Raw genomic sequence first — 25,302 nt, 5'->3', positions numbered from 1 at the left:
ATATCTATCAGTATACAATTTAGATAGAGGGAACTAATGAAAAGTACCCATAATAATCTATTGGAGTGATTCCATGCAAAAGTTATTTCGGTCCATCGTACCTATCGCACTTCTTTTAACATTTTTGCCGATTCAACAGCCAGAAGCCGTTTTTGCAGAGGAAGCTCCTAATGCCGATGGTGTCATTGTAAAATATAGAGAAACAAATGATGAGCCTATCAGCGAATTAATCGAGGCGGTAGACATCCCTAAAGGGCAAACCACAGAAAAACTAATAGAGAAGCTTGAAGATCAGAAAAAGGTAGAGTATGCAGAGCCAAACTATCTTTTTAAAAAGATGGAAAGTCTGTCTGACCCCATTTTTAAGGATCAATGGCATCATCAAAAAATCGGGACGAAAGCTGCATGGAAAAAGACCATGGGCTCAAAAGAAATGATCGTGGCCATCATTGATGATGGCATTGACCGTAATCATGAAGATTTAAAAGGGAAGATTTATAAAGGTTATGATACCGTACGGGAGAGAATGAATATCCTGCCCAAAGGAGAACATGGAACGCATGTTGCGGGCATCATTGCCGGCTCTGCTAACAATAAACTAGGAGGCGCAGGTGTGGCCCCTACTATAAAAATTATGCCGATTAACGTTTTTGATGGGAAATATGCAGATACGGTCGATATCATAGAAGCCATCCATTATGCAATCGAAAACGGAGCCGACATAATTAATATGAGTCTAGGAGAGACCTATTATTCAAAAGCGCTAGATAAAGCGGTCCAGGAGGCGTATAAAGAAGGGGTTCTGATTATTGCGGCGGCTGGAAATGAAGGGGATTTGAAAAAGAGCAACAAACGTGTATACCCTGCCGCATTCAGTCATGTCATTTCGGTGGGTGCCACCACATCAAAAGATAAGCGCGCCACTTATTCCAATTACGATTCATCGGTGGATATTACAGCCCCCGGGGATAAAATCCTTTCAACGTTTCCTTATAATCGATATGCCTTTATGAGCGGAACGTCCATGGCGACACCCGTTGTTACCGGTGTAGCCGCATTGATTTGGTCCAATGAACCGAAACTTTCCCAATTAGCGGTGGAATATCGATTATATGACTCGGCTGTCGATCTAGGCACAAAAGGAAAAGATGTCTATTATGGTAACGGGCGTGTCAATGCAAAAAAGGCACTTGAGATGAAGACCCTCAGTAGACCTTCTGTGACAGGCATCTCAGATAGGGATACAAAGATTAAAGGGACGATACCTAGCCAGTTTACAACCGGAACCGTCTCCATTTATACGAAGAAAATAACACTAGCCACGGTGAAAATCAACGGGGAAAAGACATTTTCAGCGACGGTTGAAAAACAGAAGGCTGGCCAGAAAGTGTATGTACGATTAGTCGATAAAACAGGTAATAAAAGCGTGCCGGTCTTCCTTACCGTTACCGATAAAACCGCACCACCTAAGCCGACAGTAAATGCTGTGGGTGACAATACGACAAAGGTGACGGGGAAAGCGGAAGCGAGTTCCAAAGTGACCGTCCAAACGGGAACCACTACGCTTGGAAAGGCAACCACCAACAGCTCAGGCACATTCACCGTGACGATGACGAAAAAGCAAAAGGCTGGAAAAGTGCTGACTTTAATCGCAACCGATAAAGCAGGAAACAAAAGCCCTGCCAAAAAGGTGACGGTCAAGGATAAAACCGCCCCAAGCATGCCGACAGTCAATAAAGTCACGCCTAAAACAACAAAGGTGACAGGGAAGGCAGAAGCAAGCTCCACCGTATATGTCAAAGCATCGGGCAAAGTCATTGGCTCTGCCAAAGCTACGAACAAAGGTAGCTTCACGGTCAAGATTGCCAAGCAAAGTGCCGGGAAAATCGTGTATGTCTACGCAAAAGACGAGGCAAAGAATGCAAGTAAGTCAAGAAAAGTGACCGTGAAAAAGTAAAATTATAATAGAAAGGAAGCCTCCGAGAATCTTGGAGGTTTTTTTGTACTAAATACCGTGAAATAAGTATATGCATTAGTTGATAACTTGGTAAATTTATAGTTCATGAGTACGGGGAAGAGGGGATGAGTATGAAGCGGATGTTTTCTTTATTGGTTATCATCGCCTTTTGCATCCAAATTGGCGTTGGTAACGGTCCACCTACACTAGCAGCTGAACAAGCCAATCCAACCGCGATTGAAACAGATCGGGTCATTGTCAAGATGAAGCCTTCAGCCAAAGAAGGTAGTTTGAAAAAGTACAAGGTGAGCGAGAAAACGATAGATCAACAGGGTCTGTTGAAAACGATGGAAGTCCCGGATGACACAAGCCTAGTTGGTTTTATAAGGAAGCTAGAAAAAGATAAAAATATTGAGTACGTGGAACCAGATCATCTCATTCAATTGATGAAAAAACCGAGTGATCCCCATTATACGAAGCAATATCATCACAAGTTGATCCAAACCGAGAAAGCCTGGGACAAGACGAAGGGCTCGAAAAGTATTATAGTGGCCGTCATTGACAACGGGGCAGACCTTAATCATCCCGATTTAAAAGGAAAATTCTTTGCTCCCTATAACATGGTGAACTTTAGCCCCCATTTGCCGGCAGGAGAACATGGAACACATGTGGCCGGAATCATTGCGGCTACGATGAATAATGGAGCTGGCGGAACGGGTGTCGCCCCGAATACTAGAATCATGCCAATCAATATATTTAGGGGAGAATATGGCTATTCCTCTGATCTCATCTATGCCATTTATTATGCCGTGGAATATGGGGCCAATATTATCAATATGAGTTTAGGAGGCTTCAATTATTCTTATAGTGAAGATCAAGCCATCCAGTATGCCCATGATATGGGATTGGTCATCGTTGCCGCAGCTGGAAATGAAGATACTTACTGGAACAGTTATCCCGCTTCCTATGAGAACGTCATTTCCGTCAGTGCGACGTCAAAGAAAGATCGAATTGCCGACTATTCCAATTATGGAACCAATATTGACTTGGCTGCACCAGGTGATTCGATTTATTCAACGCTTCCTTATAAATCGTATGGGTATATGACAGGAACCTCGATGGCCGCGCCTATCGTCACTGGGGTCGCAGCCTTGGTCTGGGGGAACAAGCCCACCTTGAAGAATACGCAGGTCGAAGAACGCCTATTCAGCACGTCCGATGATCTGGGTAAAAAGGGAAAAGACGATCTTTACGGAAATGGGCGTATAAATGCCAAAAGGGCCGTGAACTACGTCGCAAAGCCAACCGTTCATACAGTCAAGGACAATGCTAAAACAATTACAGGAAAAGCTGAAAAAGGCTCGACCGTTACCGTTAAAAAAGGAAGCAGCCAGCTCGGAAAAGCAAAAACCAACAGTGCGGGAACATTTAAAGTTACGATGAAGACAAAACAAAAAGCAGGAACCAAGCTTTCCGTTACGGCCAAAAGCAAAGCGGGATATTCCAGCAAAGCAAGAACCGTAACTGTGGTCAAAGCGAAAAAATAAACAGAAACAGCCTCCGGAATTAACCGGGGGCTGTTTAATATAAGATGATTAAACATTGTCACTTCATAAATAAAAGGATAACTCAACCACGCAAACAGCAATAATTCAACCATGCAAGGTGAAATAGGCAACTATACTACTAACAGTCCGGGTAAATTGGACAATAAAAATTAGTTAATAGTGAAAGATTAAATTCAGGGAAATGTAATAGATGGTTTTTTAATGCCATGATATTCAAAAACAATATTATTGTTATGAAAATCAAAAAATGGTAAATTAAACTAAAATAACGATAAAAAAGACTGCAATGGCAGAGGGATTTTTTAAATACTTGACATTCTCATTTTCAGAGGAGATAGATGGCAGAAAAATCATAATCACCGAAAGTTTAGCTAGGGTAAAGTTCGCCGCTTTCAAAGAGATTTAAATAATCGTTTCCGTAATTAACCATACATAAGACCTCTTTGACACTCCCAAATTTTTTTAGAAGTTAACTTTTATTTAATAGATGCTCTCAAAAGTTGAATTAAGATTGAAGGATAAAACTAAAAGAGTTCATGGAAGGACTATCAAATGATGAATCGTAAGTGGGTATTCCCGGCTTTGCTTATTTTATGGGCAATGCTGATTTTCTCCTTTTCCTCACAGACATATGAAGAACAGAGTCTTGCTTCTTTTTTAGGACGGTTCAATACGCCCTATTGGTATGAATTGCTTGAGGGTATTTCCTTTTTGTATGGTGGTGTTGAGGTGAGTGCTCATACCGCTGGGGTGGATGGTTTTTTCGAGTTTTTCATTCGAAAGGGTGCGCATCTTTTTATCTTTTTTGTATTCGGATTTTTGACATTTGGTGTTTGGCGGGATTTTGTGAAGAATAAGTTTATTAGCCTTTCGGGTGCACTTGTTTGCGTGCTATTTTATGCGAGTGCTGATGAATTGCATCAAAAATTCACCGGTGGGCGAACGCCTTTGATGCAGGATGTTATAATCGATACGTTCGGGGGACTGTTAGGTATTTTGTGTTTTTTTATAGTCAATAGATGGTGGAGGCGCCGTAAGAAGTATGTTTAATAAGCAAGCTTCTTTTTTTGTCGTTTTTCTCATGGATATAATGTAAGGATAGGATAGCCTTTCTGAAGGTGATGAAGATAAGAAGACATAATAGGAAAATGGCAGGAATGATGGCTCTTTTTTCCCTGATTGTAGCTTTCGGTGGCTGTATTGTTTTCCTTTGGCCCAGTGGACCAGAACGATTAGTGGATGAGTTCTATGCGTACGAGAGTGAGGCGGAATTCGGGAAGTCGTGGGATTTATTGAGTGCTGAAATGAAGCTGCGGTTTCCGGTTCGTGCTGATTATGTGCAAAATCGGGCTCATGTCTTCTTGCAGCATATGGATGTGGAAACCTTTCAGTATGAAGTGGGACGTTCAAAGAAAGTGAAGGATTGGAGCATGGGGAAAGGTGGCAAGGTCCATAAAACAGCGTACAGGGTTCCTGTCACACAGATGTTTGAGTCTCACTTTGGTGTGTTTACCATCGAACAGGATTGTTATGTAGTGAAGGAAAAAGACGAATGGCGTCTGTTTTGGGATTATCGATTTGAATAGATGCCTCTCCTTTTTCAACATTTCGCTCCTTTTATCGAAAAGGGAGAGGATATTTATAAGGGAATTGACGGATTAAAGTATTAATCATGAAGCATATTTCATTCTAGAGCGATCACTGATGGCCTTCAGAATAAACATTTTGTCTTGTTTGCTTAACATTGCCCAACTACCTGCCTTGATTTTCATACAATCCACTCCTTTTATTTGTTTGAAATGTTTAAATCTAAGCATGATGATTCACATGACCTTGTGTCTAATGAAAGTTGATTCTCGTAATGAAAGGTTCAAGGGGAAGAAGGAATTTCTTAGCTCTTATTAGATTATACCGTCTTTTCCCCTCTAATAAACAACAAAAATTCCAACAAATCTCTACAATGGGTGTCCGTTTTTTGTCAGAATGTTGGATGGGTAAAATGAAAAAGCTGTCTGGATGCGGTCCAGGCAGCTTTTTCGTTTTGCGTTATTTGACGGTTAAATGTTCCTTTAATTCTGTTTGAATCTTTTTTTGTTCTTCTTCCGACACAATATAGTAGTAGATTCCGTCGATTTTCGTTCCGGTACCGGTTATGGATGATTGGGAAATGTCATTGCTTGCGTCTCTATAGTTCTTTTGAATGTCCATCATGTCATCAAACGTCAAATTAGTCTGGATATTTTTACTTAGTGCGTCGAATACGTCGTCGTAACTCGTTAAGGTCGATACGCTCGCCCCTTCTTTAATGACAGCTTCGATAATGGCACGTTGTCTGGATTGACGCCCGAAATCACCATTTGGATCTTCATATCTCATTCTGGCATAGCTCAACGCCTCTTTACCGTTCAGTTCGATCATGCCTTTGTTGAAGGTCGTCCCCTCTTCAGTGAAGTTCAAATCATTTTGGACGGTGACACCGCCAACTGCGTCCACGATATCTTTAAAGCCTTCCATATTGATCTTCATATAATAGTCGATCGGGATATCAAGGAAATTCTCGACCGTATCCATCGCCATCGCGGCGCCACCGAATGCAAAGGCGTGATTGATTTTATCCTGGGTGCCATGTCCGACAATCTCAGTACGAGTATCTCGTGGGATGCTCAGCATCTTCACGGACTTCAATTTTGGATTGACGGTCAAGACAATCATCGTATCCGAGCGGCCTTTGTCGCCTTCCCGTTCATCGACACCGAGCATCAGCATGGAAAAAGGCTCATAATCCGATAATACGAGTTCTTTGGTCCGTTTATCTGTACTGCGCTCTATAGGTGTATGCATGGTTTCGACTGTCTTTGTTAAGGAATTCCATACGGAGAATGCAAAAGTCCCCCCGGCTAGTATAAAAAGAAGGACGATAATGCCGACTACTTTTGGCCATGTTCGTTTCTTTTTTTTCTTCTTTTCATGTCTCATCGTCTACTTCCTTCCTCGCTTTATAATCACTTAATCTATTATAATAAATTAGTTATTTAAATAATAGGATTTTTGGTATTTTATAGTATATTTGACAATGCATGTGTAGTCGTGTACTATTTAACTAACACAGTGGTAAAGGGGATGGGGAAGTGAAAGCGTTTAGAGGATTGATGCAAAAGGAGTGGCTGATCGGGAAGTCGGTTCTTCTTTGGTTGCTGCTGGCCCAGGCGGGGTTAGTGTTTGTTGCCTATTTACTTGCGAAGTATTTCGAAGTGGCTGGTTTGTTTTACATCAGTTCACCGATGGTCATGTTGATGCATCCGCTGATAATGATTTTCCTTATATGTAGTCGTTTGAATGTGGAAGGGAAGGCACAAGTCTGGTTGTATAATCCACAGTCTTCCGGGATGCTACTAGGTAGTAAATTGTTGATCAGTGTACTGTTCCAGGGGATGTCATTGCTGTTTGCCTGCCTGCTCACTTTTGTGACCATGAGGATTCCGACGAGCAATTTTGGTGTGAGTTTTCACACGGAGAGTATGATGTCATTCTATAATTTACTCCAAATGGGTATTTTCTTGATGGCGGTCAGTCTTTTCCTTGCCCTGGTCATGTTATTTTTATGGGTGGTTTACCATGCATTGGCTCGGGTGTCAGCCATTAAACCGTTTCGTTGGCTGATCGTTTCCCTTCTATTTATAGGGATGGTCATGGTGGGGAGCTGGTATGAAAGTACGGCTGTTTATCAACAAATGGATACGGTCTGGGTCGTGGACGTTTTGAGTGACTCTTCATTTACCATGTCGGCTGATAATTTGAAATTTTATCTAAATACGGGAGGCATATCCCTTCTGACAACCGGGTTGGATATCATCACGTTAGTGTTATTATTCCTAGCTTCATGTTGGCTGCTGGACCGAAAGATCGAGGTGTAAGTGTATGACAGAGGAGTTTCATGCGACAAAGCCGATTTATTTACAGGTAGCGGATCGAATTTGTTATTCGATTGTCCGCGGGGAGATAAAAAGTGGTGAAAAGCTACCATCGGTTCGGGAGATGGCTATTCAAACAGGCGTTAATCCAAATACGATACAGCGCACGTATGCTGAGATTGAAAGGGATGGAATTGTGGAGACAAAAAGGGGGCAGGGAACATTCGTTAAAAATGATCCAACCTTGATCGCTTCGTTACGGGTGCGGATCCAAACGGAAATCATGGAAACGTTCGTGGAAAATATGAAAGAGATTGGCTTGTCAAAGCCGGAAATGCTCACGGCGGTACAGGCATTTTTGACAGAACGGGGTGATGTGGAATGATGATTGAAATGCAGGAAGTGACGAAGAAGTATGGAAAAATTGTGGCACTGGATCGTGTTTCACTTTCGTTTGATGTAGGAAAGATTTATGGTGTGTTAGGGGCCAATGGAAGCGGTAAGTCGACCCTGCTCAAACTGATTGCCGGTTTGGTGAAACCGGATCATGGTGAGGTGACGGTCGAGGGAGATAAGGTAAGCAGGAGGATTGCCTCTTGCGTGTCGTATTTGACGGAGTTAGATTTTTTCTACCCCGCGTTTACGGTTGGTCATTATATTGATTTTCATGCTTCGCAGTTTACGGATTTCAATCATAAAAAGGCCATGGAAATGCTGGCATTCATGAAGCTGGATGTTTCAAAGAAAGTCAGTTCTATGTCGAAGGGAAACAGGGGCCGTCTTAAATTGGTGCTGGCGTTGTCACGGGAGGCACCAATCGTATTATTGGATGAACCATTTTCAGGCTTGGATGTGATGGTTCGTGAAGAGATTGTTCGCAGCCTGCTTACGTATATTGATTTTGAAAAACAAACGGTCATCATCACGACGCACGAAATCGATGATATCGAGAAGGTCCTGGATGAAGTGCTATTGATCCAGGATGGGCAAATCATTGCCAAAGAGGAAGTGGAAGGCATCCGTGAAAGAAACGGGGAATCGGTAGTGGGATGGATGAAAGCACATTATAGGTGATTAGTAGGACTCCAAATGAGGATTTGGGGTCTTTTTATTGTAAAAAAGCTTTTGGGTATAATTACCACATAAGAAAATGTTGATAAACTTATGGATTAATAGGAAAATATAACTAATATCATTTAACTACTAATTTACATATGAAGGGAAATGAAACGTGTGCGGAAACAGAGGTATATAAGGTTTTTGATGATGTTTGGTGCTTGCATCTTTATGTTCTCAGTGGCAGGAAAAGCGGATGTACATGCGGCTTCGACCGTGAATCAAGCTAAAACGATTAACATGAACAAGATGTATAAGGGTTCTTTAGCTAATAAGAAGGAGATTTTGTATAAAGTAATTTTAACTGAGCCGGGAAATGTCACGTTATCGATCAAACGGAATGCCAAGACCTCTTTTGAGGGACATATCCAGAATAGTAAAGGCTACATCTATACGTTCGTTTATACGAAAAGACAGGATGATACATCCGGGTTTGATGAAGTGCAAGTAGGTTTGCCTAAAGGGACGTATTATGTGCGGATCAACAATAGTGGCGGGCAAGGCTCCAAAGCGGATTATCAATTTTCCACGAAATATACAAAAAGCCAGTATTACGAAAAAGAGTCCAATGATAAGGTAGCTACAGCGAATGCCATCAACCTGAATGCCACATATAAAGGGGTCATTAGTCACTCTGATGATCGCGATTACTTTAGATTCGTCGTTCCGCAAAATGGAAATGTCACATTGAATATGAAACAAAAACGGGACACGATATGGCGTGGATCTATCCAAGATCGTTCCAATAAAAAGTTGGCAGAATTAAATTCGAATGAAAATGGAAGTCTCACAACCTATATGAAAAAAGGGACCTATTACTTCGTGATGGAAAACTATGATGATTCCGTCGATGTTCCGTACGAGTTTACGATTTCAGATAGGACCAGTTCATTAAAGGCTTCCCAAATCAATGTGACGAACAATACAGGCAAAGCGGATAGTGTAAAGGTAAGCAGCCTGAAAAAAGGTGATGTCGTCACGGTGTATGATGTGAAAAGTAAAGGGAATGTCATAGCGAAAACGACGGCGAAAGGCACTTCAGTGAGTTTTAAGGTCAGCCAGCTTGGCAAAAAGACAGGTAAGGTCTACGTGACCGTGATGAAATCACCCTTGAGGGAAAGTGATCGTGTCGCCCAAACGTTTAAGGGCGAAACCTCGCCTTCTGTGAAAACAAGCCAGGTCAAGGTGACGAATCATAAGGGAAAAGCCGATACCGTGGTCATCAGTTCCCTTGCCAAAGGCGATGTCGTGAAGATTTACAAGGCAAAAAGCAAAGGAAGCATGTTGGTGAAAGGGACGGCGAAAGGCAAAAAGCTAACTCTTTCTATAAAGCAGCTCGGTAAGAAATCGGGCAAAGTGTACGTGACAGTAACCAAGTCAGGACAGCAGGAAAGCGGGAGAGTGGCTGTTTCCTATAAAAAAGAAAAATAAGAGGTGACCTCGGATGAAAATCCGGGGTCATTTTTTTTAGGAAGGCCTGTTCATGGTTATTTTACGTGTAATCTCTCTAGGTAAACGACGATTTACTAGAAAATGGGTGCTTAGAAGAGTCCGCAATAGAAAGAAGGCGCATATATATGCAGTACGGATATCACTAAAGTATAAATAACTATTGGAGGCTAAAGGAAAAATGGCAGAAATAATTAGTTTACCGTACCTTCAAGCTTTGCAGGGGAAATTTGTAAGAGTATTTAAAGGCGGGCCTGATTCAAGAGAAGGCAGGCTGATAGAAGTGAATGATGAGTATATCGTCCTTCTGACTGAAGAGAAGCAACTCGTGTATTATACGATTGCCCAACTGAAAATCGTGGTTGTTAATGCAAAAAAATCTCAAGAGGATGTACTCCCTCCTTTTGATGATGGCTATGCATTTCCGCCAACGTTCGTCGGCTTATTGGAAACATTAGATAACCGATTCGTTCAGGTGAACGGCGGTGGCCCAGCTTCAAAAATCGGCCAGATCGTCGAGGTAACTACAGAATATATCGTGTTATCGACTAAGAAGGACGGGCTCGTTCTATTCCCGATTGCTCTTATTAAGAGCGTAGCGATTGTGGAGGTTTCCTTCCGTTCCACATGGCCGGAGTTTCCGGATGTTCCTAACGATACCCTGAATGGAGCTCTTACTCAATTGATTTACTCCTGGATTTCGGTTCATGCAGGTGGCCCTGAAAAGGTTGAGGGTGTCTTGATACAAGTTGAAGAAGACTATATTGTTGTCGTGAATAAAGACGAAATATTTTATATCACGACAGATCAAATCCAATCCATCGGACTATTTTTCCCAAGGGAGAATGATGGTGGGGGGAAAGATAAGGACAAAGATAAAAACAAAGAAAGCTCTTCCCATGAGAGTTCCTCGAGAGAAAGTAGCTCTCATGAAAGTTCATCAAGTGAAAGCAGTTCCAGTGAAAGTTCATCAAGTGAAAGCAGTTCCAGTGAAAGTTCATCAAGTGAAAGCAGTTCCTATGAAAGTTCATCATCATGTGAAAGTAGCTCTCATGAAAGTTCTTCATGTGAATGTATAGCCCCTGAAAGTTCATCAAGTGAAAGCAGCTCTTATGAGAGTTCATCATCATGTGAGAGCAGTAGTTCGTATGAAAGTTCATCCTCATGTGAGAGCAGCAGCTCGTTTGAAAGTTCATCCTCATGTGAAAGCAGCAGCTCACCTGAAAGTTCAGATGAATGTAAGAAACGTCGTCGCCGTCATAGAAAGGATAAAAACCGTACGCGTGTCAATACGTTTAAGAAAATCTGGCTTGAGAACCTAATTAAAGTTTCAAAGACAACTCTATAAAGAATCGACCACACAGGTACAGCAACCAATGAAGTTGTTGTGCCTTCTTATTAAAAAGGGACAGGCATATGGGTTGTCCAAAAGGTGATCAAGGGCATGGGCGATTATTGGACTAGACCTAGGGGTGATTCCTATAGCGAATCTCTGAAACAAGTCGGAGTGTCCCAAATTAGGACAGGATTCAAGAACGATTCCTCGCCATAAGGAAGGAAAGGTGGATTATATTTGTTTTCTAAATATATTGGACAGTATATGGAGCTAGAACTCTCAGGAAATATTCTTGTGTTTGGGAATTTAATAGAAGAAAGTACGGATATCTTAGTCCTATACACGGGAGAGGTGTACCGTTATGTACCGCAGCGACACATTAAGAATTATTCTTTTCCCATAATAGATGAAGGGATTGAAGGAGGAGAGGACCCGGAAATCAGTGAGACGTCATTTCGTAAGATGCTGATGAATGCGAAAGGGCTCTTTGTTGAGATTTTGCTCACGAAAAACAAACCCATCCATGGCTATATCGTGGGTATCATGAATAATTATTTCATTTTTCATTCTCCTGCCTATAAAACGATGTTCATCTCCATGGAGCATGTAAAGTGGCTAACGGTCTGTGATGATGAAAAGGGGCCATACGGATTGAGTAAAAGCGAGCAGCTTCTTCAAGTTTCCAGCCTTAGCTGGGCGCGTACTTTGGAGGAACAACTGAAAAAATTGACAAATAAATTGGTGGTACTCGATTTAGGGCAGCACCCGATGGACATAGGGAGAATCATACAATTGAAGGATGGTCTCATCCATATGATGGATGCTCAAGGCGAAGAGTTTTATGTAAATATGCGGCATGTGAAGAGCTTTCAGTTTCCACAATGAATAACTCCGGATCTACTACGATCCGGAGTTATTTCTTTTTCTCTATATTCTCATAGACCGATGCGAGGGCTTGTTCGAATTTCCCACTCTTTTTCGGTTGATAGTATTTTTTGTTGCGTAGTTTGTTCGGTAGGTACTGTTGTTTCACCCATCCGCTTTCATAATCGTGCGGATAGAGATAGTCGACGCCGCGGCCCAGGTCGGTAGCCCCTTTATAATGGGCATCTTTAAGGTGATCGGGTACATCGCCGCTATGGCCGGCGCGGATATCGGCGAGTGCCGCGTCAATTGCTTTATAGGCGGTATTCGATTTAGGCGATAGACAAAGCTCAATCACCGAATTGCTAAGCGGGATCCGGGCTTCCGGAAAACCGAGACGCTCGGCTGCCTCGACTGCAGAAAGGGCGCGAGGACCAGCTTGAGGGTTCGCCAGGCCAATGTCCTCATACGCGATGACGACCAAGCGACGGGCGATGCTGACAAGGTCACCGGCTTCTATCAATCGGCCCAAATAATGGAGGGCCGCATTCACGTCGCTGCCACGGATTGATTTTTGGAAGGCAGATAGGACGTCATAATGGGCATCTCCATCCTTGTCATGCGAAAAGCTCTTTTTCTGCATGCACTCTTCGGCAATTTTTACATCGATGACAATCGTTTCGGATTCGTCAGGCTCAGTAGAAATGACCGCGAGCTCTAGAGCGTTAAGGGCGCTGCGGACGTCCCCGTTCGAAGCTGTCGCAAAATGTGCCAGAGCATCGGTGCTGACATCTGTTTGATAGTGACCGAGACCACGTTCCTCATCTTGTAATCCACGTTCGAGGGCTTTGATGATATCAGTGACTTCCAGAGACTTTAGTTCGAAAATCTGGCACCTGCTGCGGATGGCCGGGTTGATTGCGTGATAAGGATTGCTTGTCGTCGCACCAATCAAGGTGATCATCCCATTTTCAAGGTAGGGAAGGAGGAAATCCTGTTTCGCTTTATCCAGGCGATGGACCTCATCGAGCAGCAGGATCACTTTGCCGGACATCTTGGCTTCGGCAGCGACGATTTCCATGTCTTTTTTATTATTCGTTACAGCATTCAGTGTCCGGAAGGCAAACTTCGTGCTGCCGGCGATGGCGCTCGCAATGGACGTCTTGCCGATGCCGGGAGGACCATACAGAATCATCGAAGACAGCTGTTTGGCCTTGACCATCCTCGCGATGATTTTTCCTTCACCGACGAGATGCTCCTGCCCGATGACTTCATCAATCGAACGGGGCCGCATCCGGAAAGCAAGCGGTTTAATATTCATGACGCACCTCTCCTTTTTATATAAGGTATCACAAACAAAGGGGAAAATGCTCAGAATATGCGTTTGTGGAGGGGAATTCGACGGTTGTGTGGGAGAATTCGACCACGTGAGGCAATAATTCAACCACAACAAGAGATAATTCGACCACGCGAGGCAGTAATTCAACCACGGAAGAATATAATTCAACCACAATGTTAAGTCTTCAATTTTAAATGGTATACTCGTCCTTTCGTAACACCTGTATGAGGCAAGTCCATAGCCTTAAGCAGTTTATTTGCAGTTGATGCAGAATGGATATGGAGAAATTCCCTTAATTGTTGGTTAGTAATGGTGGGCTTTATGAGGAAGAAATAATCTTGAAGCGATGAAAGGTGAGCATCTTTTGATTTGTTTGAGCAGGAATGGCAGATCCAGATTCCATTTTTCCTTTTCATTGGATAGGACGAACATCGAGGGCAGAAAACGCCTGTTTTTAGATCGGTTATAGGAATTTTATAGTTCTCCAGAAGATTAGGTATAAGAGGTGTATGGGCCTTCAATAAATGATTGGTAACTTTTTTCAGCTCTTTTTTTGTTAATTTCTCTTCGTCATGCTTTTTTATGAACTCTCTAATTTTATGAAATAGAAAATCTCGGCGTATGACTACTTTAGTAGTAATATCTTTATTTTCAGCAGTTACTACTGAGGATGAGTTCGAACTAACTACTAAAGTTTCGATTGGGATTGACCAGCTTTTTGTTTTTAACCACTCGATTAGTAGGGAGCGCTGGCGATTCACTTGTAAAATAGGGTCATCAAAGGCCTCTCTTTGACCATCTGACTTAGTGCGGATTAGTTGATTGAACCCTTTGTCAAAGTATAGCTCACCAGCAATGTTCTTCACTTCAAGAATTAGGATAAAGCATGGAGTGAGTAGCAAAATGTCCATTTGAAAGGGATAGGGAGAGGCGAGTAGACGAAGGTCATGAAAGATTAGATACTCTTTTTCAGGAAGGGATTTTAGAGCATGAATCACTCGATGTTCGCCTTTGTAACCTGCCATGTTTCTGTTAAAGTCTGAACTTAGGACGGGGTGAATTGGATGGGTGATGGGCAAGCGTTTAATAAGCGCCTGTATCATCTGAAGTTTTATAGGAATCTCGCAATCTTTAACAATCAAAGTAATTTCTCCTCTCAATCTTTTACCTATAGATTCTTCAATTCTTACTATTTTTCCTATTCTTTTCAAAAGTAAATATGTCAAATTTTAGAACGAGTTAGGAATTCGACCACCTTAGTTGGTAATTCAACCAGGCAAGGGAGTAATCCAACCACCGGCATTACAATCCACCCCCTTTCCCCACCTCTCCAATTAGAATAATTTGACAAATGGAGGGTGGGTGAATGCATTTCTACTGGGTATATGCTATAATTTCAAGAGAATTTAGTAACGGATTAATAATTTGAGGTGTATATAAATGAAGATATCTACTAAAGGCCGGTATGGCTTAACGATCATGATTGAGCTTGCTAAGCATTATGGTGAAGGTCCGAAGAGTTTGAAGTCGATCGCTCAAACGCATAATTTGTCTGAGCATTATTTGGAGCAGTTGATTGCGCCCCTTCGCAATGCAGGATTGGTGAAGAGTGTTCGTGGTGCATATGGCGGATATGTCTTGTCGAAAGATCCTCATGAGATTACTTCTGGTGATGTGATTCGCGTGTTGGAAGGACCGATTACCCCGGTTGAGGGAATTGAGGATGAAGAGCCGGTGAAACGCCAGCTTTGGATCCGGATTCGCGATGCGGTTAAAGAAGTCCTCGATAATACCACGCTCGTGGATTTGGCGAATTACAAGGACAATGGTGAAACAAACGATTATATGTACTATATTTAATTGGGGCTACAGATTAATATGAAGCAAAAATACCTATTCAAAAGGGTTCTATCTTACAACCATTATTGGACTACCGGTTGATTTAAAGGTAAAATTCTATGTGAATAGGCATTTTTTTGCAAGTTTCATTTTATTAGTAAACACGAGAGTCAGGTTAATCATAGAGCATTGCCTAACTATTCTATGGAGGCGACAAAAAAGTGAACAGAATATATTTAGATCATGCTGCGACTTCACCGATGCATCCGAATGTGATTGATAAGATGATGACGGTCATGAGCCATGACTTTGGGAATCCGTCGAGCATTCATGCGTTCGGGCGGGAAGCGCGTCATGTTTTAGATGAAGCGCGTTCGAATATTGCCGCAAGTATCAATGCGGGACGGAATGAAATCATTTTTACAAGTGGTGGAACGGAAGCGGATAATACGGCAATTATCGGGGCTGCGCATGCGAATGAGAAAAAAGGCAAGCACATCATTACAACAGAGATTGAGCATCATGCAATTCTGCATACCTGTCAATTCCTTGAGAAGTCTGGCTTTGAGGTCACGTATTTACCTGTGAATGAAGAGGGGCTCATTTCGGTTGTTGATTTAAAAGCGGCATTGCGGGACGATACGATTTTGGTTTCCGTCATGTTTGGCAATAATGAAGTGGGTTCGATCCAGCCGATTGCTGAAATCGGACAACTCTTAAGGGAGCACCAAGCCCTTTTCCATACGGATGCGGTGCAGGCATATGGTTTGATTCCTATCGATGTCCGGGAGCTGGGCGTGGATTTATTGAGTGTTTCCGCTCATAAAATCAATGGACCAAAAGGAACCGGTTTCTTATATATGCGTGATGGATTGAAGTTCGCCCCTCATTTATACGGTGGGGAACAGGAACGGAAACGGCGCGCGGGTACGGAAAGTGTCCCGGCAATCGCTGGTTTTTCCGAGGCCGTGTCCATTGCCCAAAGTACGATGAAGAGTAAAACGGAGCAATACAACTCTTTCAAAGACGTATTGCTTGCCGTTTTTGATAAGGCAGAGGTACAATATGAAATTAACGGATCGAGGGAGCACGCGCTTCCACATGTGTTGAATGTCAGTTTTCCTGGTACGAATGTTGAATCGATGCTCGTGAATTTGGACTTGGCCGGCGTCGCGGTATCAAGCGGATCTGCTTGTACGGCGGGGTCCATTGAACCGTCGCATGTTTTGGTCGCGATGTTTGGAAAAGGTTCGGAGCGGACGAAGAATGCGATTCGTTTCAGCTTTGGTTTGAACAATACCGAGCAGGAAGTCAGGGAAGCGGCAGAAATAACCGTGAAGATCGTTAAAAGATTAGTACAACAATAAATTTTTGTAAATAGATGAGGTGACAGAATGAAGAAAGCACCACAAGACACCCGCGTCGTCGTTGGGATGTCAGGGGGCGTCGATTCTTCTGTGTCTGCCCTGCTTTTGAAAAATCAAGGCTATGACGTGGTCGGGATTTTCATGAAAAACTGGGATGATACGGATGAAAACGGGGTCTGTACAGCAACGGAAGATTACAATGATGTGATTGCGGTTTGTAACCAAATCGGAATTCCTTATTATGCGGTCAACTTTGAAAAGCAGTATTGGGATAAGGTTTTCACATACTTCTTGGAGGAGTACAAGGCGGGCCGGACACCGAATCCGGACGTGATGTGCAATAAGGAAATCAAGTTCAAGGCTTTTCTTGAGCATGCGGTGAGCCTGGGTGCCGATTATGTGGCGACAGGTCACTATGCACAGGTCAAGTACCAAGATGGCGAGTACAAGATGCTTCGCGGCGTGGATAATAATAAGGACCAAACATATTTCTTGAACCAGTTAACGCAAACACAGCTGGAAAAAGTCATGTTCCCTCTTGGACATATCGATAAGAAGGAAGTCCGTGAAATTGCGAAGGAAGCGGGTCTTGCGACGGCAACGAAGAAAGACTCAACCGGTATTTGCTTTATCGGGGAACGGGATTTCAAAGGCTTCTTGAGCACATATCTACCGGCACAGCCTGGTCAAATGACCACGATGGACGGAAAGGTCATGGGTACACATGATGGCTTGATGTATTATACAATCGGTCAGCGCCACGGCCTTGGTATCGGTGGAAGCGGCGAACCTTGGTTCGTAGCGGGTAAAGACTTGAAACGCAATGTTTTATATGTGTGCCAAGGCTTTAACAATGATGTACTTTACTCTGATTCACTGAAAGCCGTGAAGATGAGCTGGGTTGCCGAACACATGCCAGCCACTGAATTTACGTGTACGGCTAAATTCCGGTACCGCCAAGTGGATAGCGGCGTTTCGGTGAAAGTCCTGGAAAACGGGGATGTCGAAGTCGTATTTGACGAGCCGGTCCGGGCAATTACGCCAGGGCAATCCGTCGTATTCTATGACGGTGAAGTATGCCTAGGCGGCGGTACGATTGATGAAGTGTTTAAAAAAGGTGAAAAACTGACCTACGTAGGGTAAAATAAGCATGTCCCCAGCTGTATTTGCGGTTGGGGATTTTGTTTGCATTGTAGAAAGACCTTAAATGGCGTCAATGATATACATAAAAAAATGTGATAGCATATGCTATATACTTTTCAATAAAAAATGGAGCGTGAAATAGGATGGATAAGAATCAACAAGGTATTGAGTTTATGCAGCAAGGAAAATATGAGGAAGCGGCGAAGGTTTTTAATGAGGCAATTGAGGAAAACCCGACTGAGCCAGTTGCTTACATAAACTTTGGGAATGTGCTGACTGCGGTTGGCGAGACGGATAAAGCCGTTAAGTTCTATAAAAAGGCGATCGAACTCGATGAAAATGCAGCGGCTGCTTATTATTCATTAGGGAACTTATATTATGAAGTGGATTCTAAGTTGGTTGAAGCGAAGGATATGTTTGAAAAGGCAATCCGTTTGGGCCTTGATAACAGTGATGCTTACTTTATGCTTGGACTGACATTGATGGCGTTGGACCAGCCGAAATTGGCGATGCCTTATCTGCAAAGAACGGTGGAATTGAGTCCCGAAGATGTGGATGCGAGGTTCCAATTCGCGCTTTGCCTGGCCAATGCGGAATTATATGATGAGTTAATCAAACAGTTGAATATCGTGGTGGAACAAGATCCTGGTCATGCGGATGCCTATTATAATCTAGGTGTGGCATATGCAGGGCATAAGGAAGATTCCAAGGCTGCCATCGGTTATTTTGAAAAGGCACTGGAAGCACAGCCAGATCATATGCTAGCGGCCCATGGTAAGAAGCTGATGGAAGAAATGGCTGCTGAATAAATAGAATGGAAAAAAGCATGGGAAGGGTGGGGAGAAGCGTTGGCTCAGCAGGATTCGATGGATTTGTTTTCTGAAGAGAAGATGTTTATGAAAGGCCGCCATTTGGTGACGATTTTTCATAACGAAGATAATATGTATTCGGTTGTCAGAATCCGTTTGGATGAAACAAATTTGAATTATGATGAGAAGGAAGCGGTAGTTACCGGGTATTTTCCGAGGATGCATGAAGACGAGGTGTATATATTCTATGGGGCCCTGAAGGAGCATCCCAGGTTTGGCCTTCAATTCCATGTGGAACAATTCCGGAAAGACCTTCCCCAATCTAAGGAAGGCGTCGTCAGTTATTTATCCGGTGAACTATTCAAGGGCATCGGGAAAAAGACGGCCGAGAGCATCGTTGAAAAGCTTGGGGAGAATGCCATTTCCAAAATTCTGGCCCAGCCATCCATTCTTGATGATATTCCGAAGCTGACAGGTGAAAAGGCGAAGAGCCTTTACGATACATTGGTCGAGCACCAGGGCCTCGAGCAGGTGATGATTGCCCTGAATCAATATGGCTTTGGTCCACAGTTATCGATGAAGATTTATCAAACGTATAAACAGGATACCGTCACGATGCTTCAGGGGAATCCCTACAAACTTGTGGAGGATATAGAAGGGATCGGTTTTGGACGTGCCGATGAGCTTGGCCACCAGCTAGGCATTTCAGGCAGCCATCCCGATCGCATCAAGGCTGCCTGCTTATATACGCTTGAATCTCAATGCTTACAGGATGGAAACATCTACATAGAGGCCGAGCAGTTATTAGAAGCCGTCAAACGGTTGCTAGAGGAAAATAAGCGGGACCGAATAGAGTTTACGAATATTTCCTCGGAAATAATCGAATTGACCGAGCAGGGCAAAATTATTGTTGAAGACCAACGTATTTACTTGCCGTCCCTCTACTATTCGGAGAAGGGAATCGTAGCGAACATAAAGCGCTTGCTAGCCCAAACGGAGTACGAAGACCAGTTTCCAGAATCGGAATTCCTACTTGCGCTTGGAAAGCTGGAAGAACGGCTCAATGTTTCCTATGCTCCTGCACAAAAAGAAGCGATCCAAACGGCGCTCCAATCGCCGATGTTGATTTTGACGGGTGGTCCAGGTACGGGGAAGACGACTGTCATTAAAGGAATCGTCGAGTTGTATGCGGAACTTCATGGGGTTTCGATGGACATCCACGATTATAAAAAAGAAGGGGCAGATCCTTTTCCATTCGTCCTAGCGGCTCCTACAGGTCGAGCGGCAAAACGGATGGCAGAGTCCACTGGACTTCCGGCGGTGACCATTCACCGATTGCTTGGATGGAACGGAAGCGAGGGTTTTGCTCATGATGAAGATAATCCACTCGAAGGACGAATTGTCATCATTGATGAAGTGTCCATGGTGGATACGTGGTTGGCTCAGAAGTTATTTAAAGCGTTGCCGGAAAATGTCCAGCTGATTTTGGTGGGCGATGAAGATCAGCTTCCATCGGTGGGACCAGGTCAAGTGCTCAAGGATCTGCTCGGGTCAAAGTGTGTGCCCACTGTCAGTCTTGAACATATTTACCGTCAGGCAGATGGTTCATCGATCATTGAACTCGCTCATGATATTAAAAAAGGCCGGCTTCCTGACGATGTGACGAAGCAGCAGGCGGATCGCTCGTTCATTCGTTGTCAGACCGGACAAATCGCTCAGGTGATCGAGAAGGTCGTCGCGAATGCCAGGACGAAGGGCTTCACGGCCAAGGATATTCAGGTGCTGGCGCCGATGTACCGGGGGCCTGCAGGAATTGACGCTTTGAATAAGATGCTGCAAGAAGTATTCAATAGCAATAAGGATGAAAAGCGTCGCGAAATCAAATTCGGTGATGTCGTCTACCGGACGGGTGACAAGGTTCTCCAGCTGGTGAATCAGCCGGAGGAGGGCGTCTTCAATGGAGATATGGGTGAAATCATCTCGATTCTGTTCGCAAAGGAAAATACGGATCATGTAGATAAGGTGATCATCTCGTTTGAAGGCATTGAAGTGACCTACACGAAGCAGGACCTGAACCAGATTACGCACGCGTATTGCTGTTCCATCCATAAATCACAGGGAAGCGAATTTCCGATCGTGATTTTACCTGTCGTGAAAAGTTACTACCGGATGCTACGCCGGAACTTATTGTATACAGCCATAACGCGAAGCAAAAGCTTCCTGATCCTGTGTGGTGAAGAAGATGCTTTCCGCCTGGGTATCGAGCGCAACGATGAAATGCGCAGGAAAACGACCTTGCTTGAAAAGCTCCGGGAAACCTTGGATGGGGATTTCTCTGTTAAGGAAGTTGTAGGATTGGATGGAAAAGCAGGAGTGCCGGAACATGAGGAAAGCTATCTTGATGTACTCCTGCATGCAGATCCAATGATCGGTATGGGCAATGTTACGCCATATGATTTTATGTAGCCGAAGATTAAATCTTCGGCTTTTTGTCTAGATTTAGTTTATAACTCATAGTTTTAGTGGAATAAATATAGAATGTAATTATACTTAGAAACAAAATAAGGGGGAAACAGTATGAAAAAAGGTTGGTTAATCGGACTAGTTGTCGTGGTCCTGCTTATCATTTTTGGCGCGACTTCCTATAACAGCCTCGTCAGCAGCAGTGAAGATGTGGACAATAAGTGGTCACAGGTGGATAACCAATTAAAACGAAGGGCGGATTTAATCCCGAACCTTGTGGAAACGGTAAAAGGTTATGCCTCACATGAAACGGAGGCCATTAAAGCGGTCAGTGATGCACGCGCGAAGTTAGCCAGTGCCAATACCACCGAGGATGCGATCGGTGCTGATCAAGAACTGAGCGGGGCATTGAGCCGCCTCTTGGTGGTAGTGGAGAAGTATCCAAACCTTAAGGCCAATGAGAATTTCAAAAGTCTTATGGATAGCTTGGAAGGAACGGAGAACCGCTTGACTGTGGCGAGAAAAGATTATAACGACCAGGTCACCTCGTATAACAAGGAAATTAAACGTTTTCCAAAGAACATGATGGCAGGTGCATTCGGCTTTGATGCGAGACCGTATTATGAAGTGAGTGAACAAGACAAAGAAACACCAAAGGTTGATTTCGGGAGCGATAAGTAATGAAAAAGCTTGCTGTGTTTGCGCTCCTTTTCCTTTTCACTTTCAACTTTGCAAACGTAGTCGCAGCAGAACCGAATATCCCAAAACCAGTTGGTGACATCTATGTCCAGGACTTTGCCGGCGTCTTGAATGATCAGGAAAAAGCCGAGTTAATTGAGTTGGGAAAAAGGTTGGAGGATGCCAGCAAAGCACAGGTTGCCGTGTTGACCGTCGATTCCATGGAAGGCTCCGAAATCGAAGAATATTCTGTGGAAGCTTTAAGGTCATTCAAACTCGGCGATGCGGAATTGAACAATGGAGTCCTTATTGTCCTCGCTGTCGAGGAAAAGAAAATTCGGATCGAAGTGGGGTACGGATTGGAAGGGGCCATTACGGATATCCAATCAGGACAGATATTGGACAATGTGGCCATTCCGCATTTGAAGGCGAATCAATACAATCTTGCTCTGACTGAAACATATAAGGCCGTCTATAATGAGGTTTTACAAGAGTACAATCTAGGGGAAGACTTTTATCAAGATTATGCCGTACAACCGGAAGAAAACACTCAGCTATCGGGCATTCAGATTTTCCTCATCATCATCGTAGCGATTATTGTGGTCTTTTTGGATGCTAAACTTTTCAAAGGATTTTTCCTTCAAACCTTACTCAATATCCTCTTGATGTTCATCAGTCGCGGAGGCGGAGGGGGCGGCCGTGGCGGTGGCGGTCCTCGAGGCGGAGGCGGAGGAAGCTCGGGAGGCGGAGGTTCCAGCAGGGGTTGGTAGAAAGGCAGGACCGGGAAACCGGTCTTCAGAGTGTAGACAAAAGGGGGGTGGAATTATTAAGTTCCGCTCCCCTTTTGAAATTCCTTTCGAATCTTTGCCTAAACTTGCCATGTCCAATTGGGCATCTTCTATACATTCAGGGCAGCCTCCATTTTATGAACCAAATGTTCGATGCCACCAGTTGATTTTTCCGTAATCATATCAAGTCGAGCTCGCTGAATATACTCGTGTTTAGAAAGTATCCTCATCGTCTCAAGTTTTATAATTCTATTGTAAAACAATCATGACTTAGGGGGAATAGGGTTTTATCTATGAGTTAAAACAAAGTTGATTGGGACGGGAGGTACGAGACTCCTGCGGGAAAAGCGTGTCTACGGGAGACCCCGCAGGCGAAAGCCGAGGAGGCTCGCGGACCGCCTGCGGAAAGCGAGTACCTGGAGTGGAAATCAACGTCCACATTGTACAAGCCATAAAAAAGTATAGATCGGGAAACCGTTTTTTTTTTGCTGAAAAAAGGAATGGAAAACCTTTCAGTACATCTAATGGAGGGGAGGAAGAAATACTAAAAATGTTCGGAGGGGCGGGATGACTTTGCGGACGTTTTCTGTATTGAAGGGGTTGCCGGTCTTTACTGCCCAGGGTGAGAAAATCGGGATGGTTCACGATTTATCACTATCAGATGCTGGGCTGGTGAACGGTCTGGTCATCCATCGGCAAGCATTATTCAAGAAGGATCTTCTTCTGGCACTGGAAGATGTCTTTTCCTTTGGTCCCGATGGGGTCGTCCTGCAACAGGATATGACACCAAAGAAAATGATGGACGATTCCATCTGGTTTTCAAAGGATGAGGTAGTGGGTCGAATGCTTCTTTCAGAAATGGGCGACGAGCTAGGCTTACTGCAGGACGTATATTTTCTGGAAAAAATGGGCACGATTATAGCGTATGAAACAACGGATGGTTTTTTCTCGGAATCGACAGTGATTGAGTCAAAACAACCACCTACTTTAGGGAAGGATGCCATCATTGTTTCAGTTTATGAACAGTGAGGTGTCCATTTTGGAAATACAATGTCCGAATTGTCGCAGTAAGGATGTCGGGAAAATTGGCGTAAACCAATTTTATTGTTGGAATTGTTTTATAGAAATGACCATTTCTGAAGGTTTGATCAACACGCATCAGGTCGAAGAAGATGGAAGCTTAAGTTCTTTGGATGATTTGTTCGAGGAAAATGACCGCCGCTTCAAATGTAATTAACGGAAGAGGTGCATGTTATGGCTAGACGATTCATGAACATGATGAATTCTAAAACGATAAACAAAAAAATGAAGAGAATTCGAAAGAAAATAAAATCGATGCTCTAACCCCATTTAAAAAGCGATGTAATCACATTGATTGCATCGCTTTTCTAGTATATGGGTATGAAAAACCCTTCCCCTTCGAATAATAAGTGGGCTAGGGAGGTGGGTAAGGTGAGTATTCGCATGAAATGGTTTTATCGGCTCGGCTTTTTGTTGCTCTTATTTTTCATCATCTATATTTTTATGAAACTGAAGCCTATGTGGGGGCCCGTCGTTACGGTGGTTTTAACGGTCCTACTGCCATTTTTCATCGGAGCGTTCATTAGTTACTTGCTGCATCCGGTCGTGGAATTTTTGAACAAAAAAGGGTTGCGCCGTTGGCTATCGATTGTGATTATTTATTTGGTTTTTTTCGGAGGAATCGGATTTGTGGTATATAAGGGAATTCCCATGATGACCAGTCAAGTACGGGAACTTTCGGAGAGTGTTCCGGAACTGGTTGAACAATATCGGAGCAGGGTGGAAAAGCTTAATCATCAAACGGCAGACTGGCCGTTCGGGATCCACGAACGATTCGAGGAAGGCGTTGTCCTATTTGAAAATTGGTTAAGTGAAATGCCGGAAAAGCTGATGGACTTCGCCTTGAAACTATTCGATTTTGTCCTTTTAATTGGCATCATCCCATTCATCGCTTTTTATATCCTGAAAGATTTTGCTTCTTTGAAAAGGATGGCCTGGTACATGACGCCGAAAAGGTGGCGCAAGCAGGGCCGTGCCTTTGTCCAAGATGTCGATGCTTCTCTTGGGGGATATATCCGGGGACAGATTATCGTATGTGCTGCGATCGGCGTGATTTCATCCTTGCTTTTTTGGATCACCGGGATGGAATATCCTTTATTATTGGGTGCAATCATCGGGATAACGAACGTAATCCCTTATTTTGGTCCCATCATCGGGGCCATTCCAGCGGTCATCATAGCCGCTACCATTTCTGTCAAAATGGTGATCATCGTCGTTGTCATCGTGGCCATCCTGCAATTTCTTGAAGGGAATATTTTGTCGCCACTCATTGTCGGGAAAAGCCTTCATATGCACCCACTTTTCATCATGTTTGCCCTCCTGGCTGGTGGTGAGGTAGGCGGAATTATTGGAATGGTGCTTGCGATCCCGATTTTGGCCATTTTGAAAGTTTTCGTGCAGCATGCCAGGGTTCATTTCAGAAAGAGGCCGCCGCTTGTTGACAAATAAAACTCTTGTGAATATAATCCAATACATAAGATAATTCGTTGAAGGACGAAGTATGCTGAAGACCATCTAAAAGAGAGGCATCCCCTTAGGCTGAAAGGGATGGCGAGGTGAAGAGCAGCAGAAAGCTAGTCCGGAGAGCAGTTAAT

23 protein-coding genes are annotated in these 25,302 nt (G+C 43.6%); 20 read left to right on the top strand and 3 right to left on the bottom strand.

Translation table 11 applies throughout. The annotated features are described in order from the left end of the window. The first annotated feature begins 73 nt into the window (after positions 1-73). From ACQKIC_RS06940 to ACQKIC_RS06925, 4 genes are all read left to right on the top strand, one after another. Entirely contained in the window at positions 74-1,957 is a 1,884-nt protein-coding gene (locus ACQKIC_RS06940) for a S8 family serine peptidase (protein ID WP_427590543.1), read from the top strand. Positions 1,958-2,088: 131 nt separating this feature from the next. After that, positions 2,089-3,504, top strand: a complete 1,416-nt coding sequence (locus ACQKIC_RS06935; RefSeq protein ID WP_402986400.1) for a S8 family peptidase — start codon at positions 2,089-2,091, stop codon at positions 3,502-3,504. A 573-nt stretch (positions 3,505-4,077) separates the two neighbouring features. Continuing rightward, positions 4,078-4,575, top strand: coding sequence for a VanZ family protein (locus ACQKIC_RS06930; RefSeq protein ID WP_402986397.1), 498 nt, complete (start codon positions 4,078-4,080; stop codon positions 4,573-4,575). A 98-nt stretch (positions 4,576-4,673) separates the two neighbouring features. Continuing rightward, positions 4,674-5,111, top strand: coding sequence for a hypothetical protein (locus tag ACQKIC_RS06925; RefSeq protein WP_427668579.1), 438 nt, complete (start codon positions 4,674-4,676; stop codon positions 5,109-5,111). Between the two features lie 460 nt (positions 5,112-5,571). Here the strand turns inward: ACQKIC_RS06925 and ACQKIC_RS06920 are convergent, their stop codons facing one another. Further along, positions 5,572-6,501, bottom strand: coding sequence for a LytR family transcriptional regulator (locus tag ACQKIC_RS06920; RefSeq protein WP_402986391.1), 930 nt, complete (start codon positions 6,499-6,501; stop codon positions 5,572-5,574). A gap of 152 nt (positions 6,502-6,653) precedes the next feature. Here ACQKIC_RS06920 and ACQKIC_RS06915 point away from each other — a divergent pair, with 152 nt between their 5' ends. The 6 genes from ACQKIC_RS06915 (at position 6,654) to ACQKIC_RS06890 (ending at position 12,222) form a co-directional block, all read left to right on the top strand. Continuing rightward, positions 6,654-7,439 (top strand): hypothetical protein, encoded by a 786-nt coding sequence (locus ACQKIC_RS06915; RefSeq protein ID WP_402986389.1) that lies wholly within the window; start codon positions 6,654-6,656, stop codon positions 7,437-7,439. A gap of 4 nt (positions 7,440-7,443) precedes the next feature. Beyond that, complete coding sequence (locus ACQKIC_RS06910) at positions 7,444-7,821, top strand: GntR family transcriptional regulator (protein ID WP_402986387.1); 378 nt, start codon at positions 7,444-7,446, stop codon at positions 7,819-7,821. After that, entirely contained in the window at positions 7,821-8,510 is a 690-nt protein-coding gene (locus ACQKIC_RS06905) for an ABC transporter ATP-binding protein (protein ID WP_402987339.1), read from the top strand. The genes ACQKIC_RS06910 and ACQKIC_RS06905 overlap by 1 nt, the downstream gene beginning before the upstream one ends. A gap of 189 nt (positions 8,511-8,699) precedes the next feature. After that, positions 8,700-9,983 (top strand): hypothetical protein, encoded by a 1,284-nt coding sequence (locus ACQKIC_RS06900; RefSeq protein WP_427590542.1) that lies wholly within the window; start codon positions 8,700-8,702, stop codon positions 9,981-9,983. Positions 9,984-10,182: 199 nt separating this feature from the next. Then, complete coding sequence (locus tag ACQKIC_RS06895) at positions 10,183-11,349, top strand: DUF2642 domain-containing protein (RefSeq protein WP_402986382.1); 1,167 nt, start codon at positions 10,183-10,185, stop codon at positions 11,347-11,349. Positions 11,350-11,574: 225 nt separating this feature from the next. Beyond that, a complete protein-coding gene (locus tag ACQKIC_RS06890; protein ID WP_402986379.1) occupies positions 11,575-12,222 on the top strand; it encodes a DUF2642 domain-containing protein in 648 nt (215 codons plus the stop codon). A gap of 28 nt (positions 12,223-12,250) precedes the next feature. Here ACQKIC_RS06890 and ACQKIC_RS06885 read toward each other — a convergent pair whose 3' ends face one another. Further along, entirely contained in the window at positions 12,251-13,522 is a 1,272-nt protein-coding gene (locus tag ACQKIC_RS06885) for a replication-associated recombination protein A (protein ID WP_402986376.1), read from the bottom strand. A gap of 194 nt (positions 13,523-13,716) precedes the next feature. Next, positions 13,717-14,682, bottom strand: coding sequence for a nuclease-related domain-containing protein (locus ACQKIC_RS06880; protein WP_427590541.1), 966 nt, complete (start codon positions 14,680-14,682; stop codon positions 13,717-13,719). Between the two features lie 298 nt (positions 14,683-14,980). On the opposite strand from ACQKIC_RS06880, the gene cymR reads away from it, so the two are divergent. From cymR to ACQKIC_RS06830, 10 genes are all read left to right on the top strand, one after another. Beyond that, on the top strand, positions 14,981-15,400 hold the full coding sequence (cymR, locus tag ACQKIC_RS06875; RefSeq protein WP_402869723.1) for a cysteine metabolism transcriptional regulator CymR: 420 nt from the start codon (positions 14,981-14,983) through the stop codon (positions 15,398-15,400). Between the two features lie 200 nt (positions 15,401-15,600). Beyond that, entirely contained in the window at positions 15,601-16,746 is a 1,146-nt protein-coding gene (locus ACQKIC_RS06870; protein ID WP_407407486.1) for a cysteine desulfurase family protein, read from the top strand. A 27-nt stretch (positions 16,747-16,773) separates the two neighbouring features. After that, on the top strand, positions 16,774-17,889 hold the full coding sequence (gene mnmA, locus ACQKIC_RS06865; RefSeq protein ID WP_402986370.1) for a tRNA 2-thiouridine(34) synthase MnmA: 1,116 nt from the start codon (positions 16,774-16,776) through the stop codon (positions 17,887-17,889). 143 nt (positions 17,890-18,032) lie between these two features. Beyond that, positions 18,033-18,698, top strand: coding sequence for a tetratricopeptide repeat protein (locus ACQKIC_RS06860; protein ID WP_402869717.1), 666 nt, complete (start codon positions 18,033-18,035; stop codon positions 18,696-18,698). 39 nt (positions 18,699-18,737) lie between these two features. After that, positions 18,738-21,164 carry an SF1B family DNA helicase RecD2 gene (recD2, locus tag ACQKIC_RS06855; RefSeq protein ID WP_427590540.1) on the top strand — a complete coding sequence of 809 codons (2,427 nt, stop codon included), beginning with the start codon at positions 18,738-18,740 and terminating at the stop codon, positions 21,162-21,164. A 111-nt stretch (positions 21,165-21,275) separates the two neighbouring features. Then, complete coding sequence (locus ACQKIC_RS06850) at positions 21,276-21,842, top strand: LemA family protein (protein WP_427590539.1); 567 nt, start codon at positions 21,276-21,278, stop codon at positions 21,840-21,842. Next, entirely contained in the window at positions 21,842-22,609 is a 768-nt protein-coding gene (locus ACQKIC_RS06845) for a TPM domain-containing protein (protein ID WP_427590538.1), read from the top strand. The genes ACQKIC_RS06850 and ACQKIC_RS06845 overlap by 1 nt, the downstream gene beginning before the upstream one ends. A 585-nt stretch (positions 22,610-23,194) precedes the next feature. Then, positions 23,195-23,656 carry a PRC-barrel domain-containing protein gene (locus ACQKIC_RS06840; RefSeq protein WP_402986358.1) on the top strand — a complete coding sequence of 154 codons (462 nt, stop codon included), beginning with the start codon at positions 23,195-23,197 and terminating at the stop codon, positions 23,654-23,656. Beyond that, complete coding sequence (locus ACQKIC_RS06835) at positions 23,646-23,864, top strand: hypothetical protein (protein ID WP_402869707.1); 219 nt, start codon at positions 23,646-23,648, stop codon at positions 23,862-23,864. Before ACQKIC_RS06840 ends, ACQKIC_RS06835 begins: the two co-directional genes overlap by 11 nt. A gap of 215 nt (positions 23,865-24,079) precedes the next feature. Next, positions 24,080-25,156, top strand: a complete 1,077-nt coding sequence (locus tag ACQKIC_RS06830; protein WP_402958331.1) for an AI-2E family transporter — start codon at positions 24,080-24,082, stop codon at positions 25,154-25,156. Positions 25,157-25,302 lie beyond the last annotated feature (146 nt).

Origin of the sequence: Peribacillus sp. NPDC046944 (genome assembly GCF_050272735.1) — a bacterium.
Lineage (GTDB): Bacteria > Bacillota > Bacilli > Bacillales > DSM-1321 > Peribacillus.
The sequence above is the reverse complement of the archived record's forward strand: the minus strand, read 5'-3'. Positions and strand labels throughout refer to the sequence as shown.

Excerpts from the sequence above, each read along its gene's own strand:
- ACQKIC_RS06940 (WP_427590543.1), top strand. The coding sequence starts at position 74 with ATGCAAAAGTTATTTCGGTCCATCGTACCTATCGCACTTCTTTTAACA.
- ACQKIC_RS06935 (WP_402986400.1), top strand. The coding sequence starts at position 2,089 with ATGAAGCGGATGTTTTCTTTATTGGTTATCATCGCCTTTTGCATCCAA.
- ACQKIC_RS06930 (WP_402986397.1), top strand. The coding sequence starts at position 4,078 with ATGATGAATCGTAAGTGGGTATTCCCGGCTTTGCTTATTTTATGGGCA.
- ACQKIC_RS06925 (WP_427668579.1), top strand. The coding sequence starts at position 4,674 with ATGGCAGGAATGATGGCTCTTTTTTCCCTGATTGTAGCTTTCGGTGGC.
- ACQKIC_RS06920 (WP_402986391.1), bottom strand. The coding sequence starts at position 6,501 with ATGAGACATGAAAAGAAGAAAAAAAAGAAACGAACATGGCCAAAAGTA.
- ACQKIC_RS06910 (WP_402986387.1), top strand. The coding sequence starts at position 7,444 with ATGACAGAGGAGTTTCATGCGACAAAGCCGATTTATTTACAGGTAGCG.
- ACQKIC_RS06905 (WP_402987339.1), top strand. The coding sequence starts at position 7,821 with ATGATTGAAATGCAGGAAGTGACGAAGAAGTATGGAAAAATTGTGGCA.
- ACQKIC_RS06900 (WP_427590542.1), top strand. The coding sequence starts at position 8,700 with ATGATGTTTGGTGCTTGCATCTTTATGTTCTCAGTGGCAGGAAAAGCG.
- ACQKIC_RS06895 (WP_402986382.1), top strand. The coding sequence starts at position 10,183 with ATGGCAGAAATAATTAGTTTACCGTACCTTCAAGCTTTGCAGGGGAAA.
- ACQKIC_RS06885 (WP_402986376.1), bottom strand. The coding sequence starts at position 13,522 with ATGAATATTAAACCGCTTGCTTTCCGGATGCGGCCCCGTTCGATTGAT.
- cymR (WP_402869723.1), top strand. The coding sequence starts at position 14,981 with ATGAAGATATCTACTAAAGGCCGGTATGGCTTAACGATCATGATTGAG.
- mnmA (WP_402986370.1), top strand. The coding sequence starts at position 16,774 with ATGAAGAAAGCACCACAAGACACCCGCGTCGTCGTTGGGATGTCAGGG.
- ACQKIC_RS06860 (WP_402869717.1), top strand. The coding sequence starts at position 18,033 with ATGGATAAGAATCAACAAGGTATTGAGTTTATGCAGCAAGGAAAATAT.
- ACQKIC_RS06850 (WP_427590539.1), top strand. The coding sequence starts at position 21,276 with ATGAAAAAAGGTTGGTTAATCGGACTAGTTGTCGTGGTCCTGCTTATC.
- ACQKIC_RS06845 (WP_427590538.1), top strand. The coding sequence starts at position 21,842 with ATGAAAAAGCTTGCTGTGTTTGCGCTCCTTTTCCTTTTCACTTTCAAC.
- ACQKIC_RS06840 (WP_402986358.1), top strand. The coding sequence starts at position 23,195 with ATGACTTTGCGGACGTTTTCTGTATTGAAGGGGTTGCCGGTCTTTACT.
- ACQKIC_RS06835 (WP_402869707.1), top strand. The coding sequence starts at position 23,646 with ATGAACAGTGAGGTGTCCATTTTGGAAATACAATGTCCGAATTGTCGC.